The sequence below is a fragment of the Aurantiacibacter xanthus genome, from assembly GCF_003584015.1.
GTDB lineage: Bacteria > Pseudomonadota > Alphaproteobacteria > Sphingomonadales > Sphingomonadaceae > Alteraurantiacibacter > Alteraurantiacibacter xanthus.
On record NZ_QXFM01000122.1, the window covers coordinates 1 to 5,464 of the forward strand.

Here is a 5,464-nt window from a genome sequence, read left to right on the forward strand (position 1 = left end):
CACTACTTTGGCAGATTTTCTGGTGTCGGGTCAGATATGCAGCGACCGCAGTGCGGGCATGGCCGATCCGGTGGCTTGGAGAAGCGGTCAATGATGGCCTGTCTGATCGCTGGTAAGCTCGGCTGTGGAGGCGGACCGGCAGTCCTTTTTTTCCCCCTTGGCCTGCTTGAGGCGCTGGGTCTGCAAGAAGGCCAGGGCGATCATGGACATCAGCGCGTGTCGGTGCAGCCCCTTCCATGATCTACCCTCGAAGTGATCGAGGCCGAGTTCTTCCTTGAGTTGCTGATGCCCCTGCTCACAGACCCAGCGGGCCTTGATGGCGCCGGCAAGCTGCCTGATTGGCGTGCTGGCAGGCAGGTTGGAGAGGTAGTATTTGCGCTCGCCAGTCGAGCGATGCTCCCCGACCAACCACACCTCCTCGCCGGGCAGATGTTGCGCACCCATGTCCCGGATGCGCTGGGGCGGACCATCGGCGACACGCACGCGAACGGCAGCGAACCGCGCCGAGAGTGGCCCTTTGGTCCCGCGCCGCCAACTCACCTTGCGCCACCTTGCCATCTCCAGCATTGCCTTGGCGGATATCGATTTTGCGTCGGGGATGGCGTTCTTGCGAGGGCGACCTCTTCCAGCGATCGGGAAGATCATCCCAACATCGGCGGGGTAGACCTTCTGTCTGAAAGGTATGCCCACCGCCCATGCAAGCCCGCGCTCACTCAGCCCCTGTCGGAACGGTGCGGACATGCCATAGCCCGCATCCGCCAGGACACAGCCGAAACGAACACCCGCAGCGCCGACCCGATCGATCTCAGCGAGCGCGATCTCGGGCTTGGTCCTGTAGGGGCAGCAATCGAGAGGAACTCCAGTCCGTTCCAGGCGGGCCACGTCTCCGGTCCAGCTCTCGGGCAGGAACAGGCGCAGGCCGACCATGATGGGGACTTCGCCAGATGCCAGCGTCACCGACACCAGCGTCTGGCAGTTGGCATTCTTGCCCAGTGCCGACGCATATTGCGGCGCCACGCCGACGGAATGGCGCCCCTTCTTGGGCAGCGCCGTGTCGTCGATGATCAGCCAGGCCTTCTCGCCGCCTACCTGCCGGTCGGCCTCGGCGAGCAGAGCTGCCTCCAGCGGTGCTTCGTCCCACACGCCGCTGGCGATGAAATGATGCAGCCGATCGTAGCTGACATCATCTGTCCGGGCGGCCATCGGCTGTATGCTTTTGCGATCCCCCGGGCCGATCAGTCCCGCGATATACGCCGGACACATCCGGCCACGCGTCTTGTGTCGCAACGCCGCTACAAACGGTGCCAACCACTCGTCCAGTTCGCCACGCCAATCCGTATCCATCGCCAGCCCCTTCGAAAAGCTGGCTCCCTATGAATCACTGGAATCCCACCTTGGGAATCCCAAAAATCAGATTTCTGCCAAAGTAGTGCTAGCGCGGCCAAGGTCACCAGCAGGATCGGCGTGGTCAGCGTGATGCCGACGCGGAAGTAATAGCCCCAGCCGATTTTCACGCCCTTCTGTCCCAGCACATGCAGCCATAGCAGGGTCGCGAGCGAACCGATCGGGGTGATCTTCGGCCCGAGGTCGCAGCCGATTACGTTGGCGTAGATCATCGCGTCGCGAACGGGGCCGGTGGCGCCCGTAGCGTCGATCGACAGCGCGCCGACGAGGACGGTTGGCATGTTGTTCATCCCTGAGGAAAGCACGGCCGCCAGGATGCCCGTCCCGAAGGTAGCGCCCCACACACCGCCCTCTGCCGAGCGTTCGAGCAGTTCCGCTATAGCGGCGGCGAGCCCGGCGTTGCTCATGCCGTAAACGACCAGATACATGCCGAGTGAGAAGATCACGACCTGCCAGGGGGCCTCGCGGATCACCTGGCCGGTCGGAATGACTCGTCCGCGCGCGGCGATCGCGATCAGCGCCAGCGCGCCGACGGCGGCGACCGCGCTGATCGGAACGCCGAGCGGATCGAGGACGAAGAAGCCGACCAGCAGCAATGCCAGCACCACCCATCCGGCGCGGAAGGTCGCTCGGTCGCGGATCGCCTCTGCAGGAAGGCGAAGCTGGGCGACATGGTAGCTGGCGGGAATGTCCTTCCGGAAGAACAGCATCAAAGCCACTAGCGTGGCCGCGATGGCGGCAAGATCGACCGGCACCATGACCAGCGCATACTCGCCGAACCCAATGTCGAAGAAGTCGGCCGACACGATATTGACAAGGTTCGAGACGACCAACGGTAGGCTGGCAGTATCGGAGATGAATCCCGCTGCCATGACGAAGGCCAATGTCGCCTTGGCATTGTAGCCCAGCGCCCGGAGCATCGCGATCACGATGGGGGTTAGAATCAGCGCGGCCCCATCGTTGGCGAAGATGGACGCAACGCCTGCACCGAGCAGCACCACGAGCACGAACAGCATGCGCCCGTTTCCGCGGCCCCATCGTGCGACATGGAGCGCGGCCCACTCGAAGAATCCCGCCCGGTCGAGGATGAGGCTGATGAGGATGATCGCAACGAAGGCGCCGGTCGCATTCCAGATGATGTTCCACACCACTGGAATGTCGGCGAGTGAGATGACGCCGGTGGCAAGCGCCAGCAGTGCTCCGCCGATCGCGCTCCACCCGATGCCGAGCCCACGCGGCTGCCAGATCACCAGCGTGATGGTGGCAATGAAGATCGCGATCGCGAGCAGCATCAGGCGATACGCTTGCCCGCTACGTCCGCGACCTGCTCGCCGTCCTCCTTGGTGAAGGCGCCCTGCTGTGGGCTTGGCAAAATGTCGAGCACCGCCTCGGACGGACGGCACAGGCGGACGCCGAGCGGGGAGACGACGAGTGGTCTGTTGATGAGGATCGGGTGCTCCATCATCGCGTCCACCAGCGCTGTATCGCCCAGGCTCTCATCGCCGAGCCCCAGTTCGGCAAAAGGCGTGCCCTTTTCGCGCAGCACCTCCCTCGGACTTAGCCCGGCGCGCTCCATCAGGCTTTCCAGCATCGCTCGCGATGGCGGTGTCTTCACATAATCGACCACATGCGGCTCGATTCCGGCATTGCGGATCATCGCCAGCGTGTTGCGCGAGGTGCCGCAGTCGGGATTATGATAGACGACGATGTCGGTGGTCATTCAGGATTCCTTGGCCTTGGCGCTCGCGCCTTCTTCGCGGCCGATGGCGGCCAATTTGCTGCGCACAGACATTTCGTCGATGCTCGGGAGCGGCAGCATCAGGAACAGCTCGATCCGGCGTTTGAGATAGCTGAGCGCATCGACGAAAGCCTGCCGCTGGCCATCGCCCTCGACCGTGGCGGGATCTTCTACGCCCCAATGCGCGGTGAGCGGCTTGCCTGGCCATATCGGACAGCTCTCGCCCGCTGCGTTGTCGCAGACGGTGAAGATGAAATCGAACTCGGGTGCGCCGGGCTTGGTGAACTCGCTCCAGTTCTTCGAGTGCAGGCCATCGGTCGGATAGCCGAAGCTCTCCAGCACATCGAGCGACATCGGATGCACCTCGCCCTTGGGTTGGCTACCCGCGCTGTAGGCACGAAAACGACCTCCGCCCATTTTGTTCATCAACGCTTCGCCCAGGATCGAGCGGGCTGAGTTGCCCGTGCACAGGAACAGGACATTGTAAGGTTGGTCAGGCACTGTCGGCTCCATCAGCAGCAATGGGAGAGTTCGGCCACGAGCGGCTCGCAAAGCTCTGCGCGGCCCTCACAACAATCCTTGGCGAGGAACAGCATCAGGTCGCGCAGGACCTCGATGTTCGCGCGCTGGATCATCTGCCGCCCCCGCTTTTCCGGCAAGACGAGACCAGCGCCGACGAGGATCGCGAGGTGACTTGAGAAGGTGCTCTGGGTCAGACCCGAGGCGTCTACGAGCTGGCCTGTGGAGAGCCCGTCGGGCTCGCTGCGCACGAGACGGCGGAACGCATCAAGCCGCGTTGGGTGCGCCAGAGCAGAGAGTACATCGAGTGCCGAGGTCGACTTCATACATCGGCAATTATCGATGGATTGATCGGCCGTCAATTCCCATCGATATTTGCCGATGAATAGAGGGTGGATTCGACGGAACTGCGCAATGACACTTCGCGGTCCGGACGACCGGATGCGGCTTTCTAAATCCCATAACCGGACTGTCTGCTGCCGGCCCCGTTCCAGCCATTTCGCGTATCGACGTTGCACCGAGAAACAAACCTGTTCGAAGCTTGCTCATCCTTGCAATCGACGACGGATAGCGGTGGAAAATTCTGGACATTCAGTGCCGCAATGAGGCATTGTTTAACCGTCGAACATCAATGACGACTTGGACGTGTGGTAACGACTGTGGGTACGGGCTAGGCGGCTGAAGGATAAGAAAAAGATTTCAATTCATTAGGTTGAGACCTAAGAAATCCTCCGTCTCCGCCACTCCCGCCGATCGCAGCATACAATAGCTTATGCGCCGCCGATCAGCGCATGTCCGCCGTGTGAGATAGCAACGCGTCGATTCTACGCTTCAGCCCGTTATGTCTTGAAGTTCAGCGACGGCAGCTTCCGACGTTTACCCTAGGTCGTAAGTATGTCAGCCTGGAGCTCGAAGCCGCCGTTCGAGGAATGTCACGTAACATCAATGTTCGAGCTAGGCGGTAAACTCATAAACCGTCTTGAGGTTAGGCGGTTTGCGTGATTCAGGCTCTCCATTGTGATGGAGGCAGGATGACACGGCGGCGATACGAACTGACGGATAGAGAATGGGCGATCATCGAGCCCCTGCTGCCGAACAAGCCGCGGGGCGTTCCCCGCGTCGATGACAGGCGGGTGCTGAACGGGATACTCTGGCGTTTTCGGACCGGGTCACCATGGGCCGAGGTGCCTGAGCGCTACGGCCCCTCGACCACCTGCTACAACCGGTTTGTCCGCTGGCGCAAAGCCGGGGTATGGGACAGACTGTTGTCCGCAGTTTCCGCCGCTTTCGAAGGCGAGATCGTGATGATCGACTCCACCTGCGTCCGCGTTCACCAGCACGGTGCGACGGGTAAAAAGGGGGACCTGGAGATCGCGGCATGGGACGTTCCCGAGGTGGCCTCACGAGCAAGATCCATGCCCTCGTTGACGCTGACGGTCGTCCCGTCGCGCTGCGCCTGACCGGCGGGCAGGTCCACGACAGCCAGGAAGTAAAGGCCCTGCTCGATGTTATGCCCGAGGGCGCCACGCTGCTGGCCGACAAGGGCTACGACAGCAATGCCATCCGCGAAGCTGCCGCCAACAAAAACGTCTGGGCCAACATCCCGTCACGCTCCAATCGCAAGCACCGCTTCGCATTCTCGGGCTGGCTCTACCGCCAACGCAATCTGGTCGAGCGCTTCTTCAATCGCATCAAACATTTCCGAGGCATCGCCACCCGCTACGACAAGTGCCCGCAAAACTATCTCGCTGCAGTCAAACTTATCTGTGCACGCATTTGGTGCGCCGCGTAATGAGTCTACGG

6 protein-coding genes are annotated in these 5,464 nt (G+C 61.8%); 1 reads left to right on the plus strand and 5 read right to left on the minus strand.

The window, feature by feature from the left end; translation table 11 throughout:
* Window positions 1–87 precede the first annotated feature (87 nt).
* From D2V17_RS15990 to D2V17_RS16010, 5 genes are read right to left on the minus strand one after another with little or no spacing between them, the layout of a single operon-like run.
* Window positions 88–1,344, minus strand: a complete 1,257-nt coding sequence (locus D2V17_RS15990) for an IS701 family transposase (RefSeq protein ID WP_119592595.1) — start codon at window positions 1,342–1,344, stop codon at window positions 88–90.
* Window positions 1,293–2,696: an arsenic transporter gene (locus D2V17_RS15995; RefSeq protein ID WP_425453652.1), complete on the minus strand. Its 1,404-nt coding sequence runs from the start codon at window positions 2,694–2,696 to the stop codon at window positions 1,293–1,295. The genes D2V17_RS15990 and D2V17_RS15995 overlap by 52 nt, the downstream gene beginning before the upstream one ends.
* Window positions 2,696–3,124, minus strand: coding sequence for an arsenate reductase (glutaredoxin) (arsC, locus tag D2V17_RS16000; protein WP_103024575.1), 429 nt, complete (start codon window positions 3,122–3,124; stop codon window positions 2,696–2,698). Before arsC ends, D2V17_RS15995 begins: the two co-directional genes overlap by 1 nt.
* Window positions 3,125–3,655, minus strand: coding sequence for an arsenate reductase ArsC (locus D2V17_RS16005; RefSeq protein ID WP_103024607.1), 531 nt, complete (start codon window positions 3,653–3,655; stop codon window positions 3,125–3,127). It abuts the gene before it with no gap.
* Window positions 3,655–3,987 carry an ArsR/SmtB family transcription factor gene (locus tag D2V17_RS16010; RefSeq protein WP_103024574.1) on the minus strand — a complete coding sequence of 111 codons (333 nt, stop codon included), beginning with the start codon at window positions 3,985–3,987 and terminating at the stop codon, window positions 3,655–3,657. The genes D2V17_RS16005 and D2V17_RS16010 overlap by 1 nt, the downstream gene beginning before the upstream one ends.
* Before the next feature lie 705 nt (window positions 3,988–4,692).
* Here D2V17_RS16010 and D2V17_RS16015 point away from each other — a divergent pair.
* Window positions 4,693–5,453 (plus strand): IS5 family transposase gene (locus D2V17_RS16015; protein ID WP_119593901.1). Its coding sequence is split into 2 segments (ribosomal slippage): window positions 4,693–5,029 and window positions 5,029–5,453, totalling 762 coding nucleotides; the frame shifts between segments, so codons are not numbered across the junction.
* Window positions 5,454–5,464 lie beyond the last annotated feature (11 nt).

Excerpts from the sequence above, each read along its gene's own strand:
- D2V17_RS15990 (WP_119592595.1), bottom strand. The coding sequence starts at position 1,344 with ATGGATACGGATTGGCGTGGCGAACTGGACGAGTGGTTGGCACCGTTT.
- D2V17_RS15995 (WP_425453652.1), bottom strand. The coding sequence starts at position 2,696 with ATGCTGCTCGCGATCGCGATCTTCATTGCCACCATCACGCTGGTGATC.
- arsC (WP_103024575.1), bottom strand. The coding sequence starts at position 3,124 with ATGACCACCGACATCGTCGTCTATCATAATCCCGACTGCGGCACCTCG.
- D2V17_RS16005 (WP_103024607.1), bottom strand. The coding sequence starts at position 3,655 with ATGGAGCCGACAGTGCCTGACCAACCTTACAATGTCCTGTTCCTGTGC.
- D2V17_RS16010 (WP_103024574.1), bottom strand. The coding sequence starts at position 3,987 with ATGAAGTCGACCTCGGCACTCGATGTACTCTCTGCTCTGGCGCACCCA.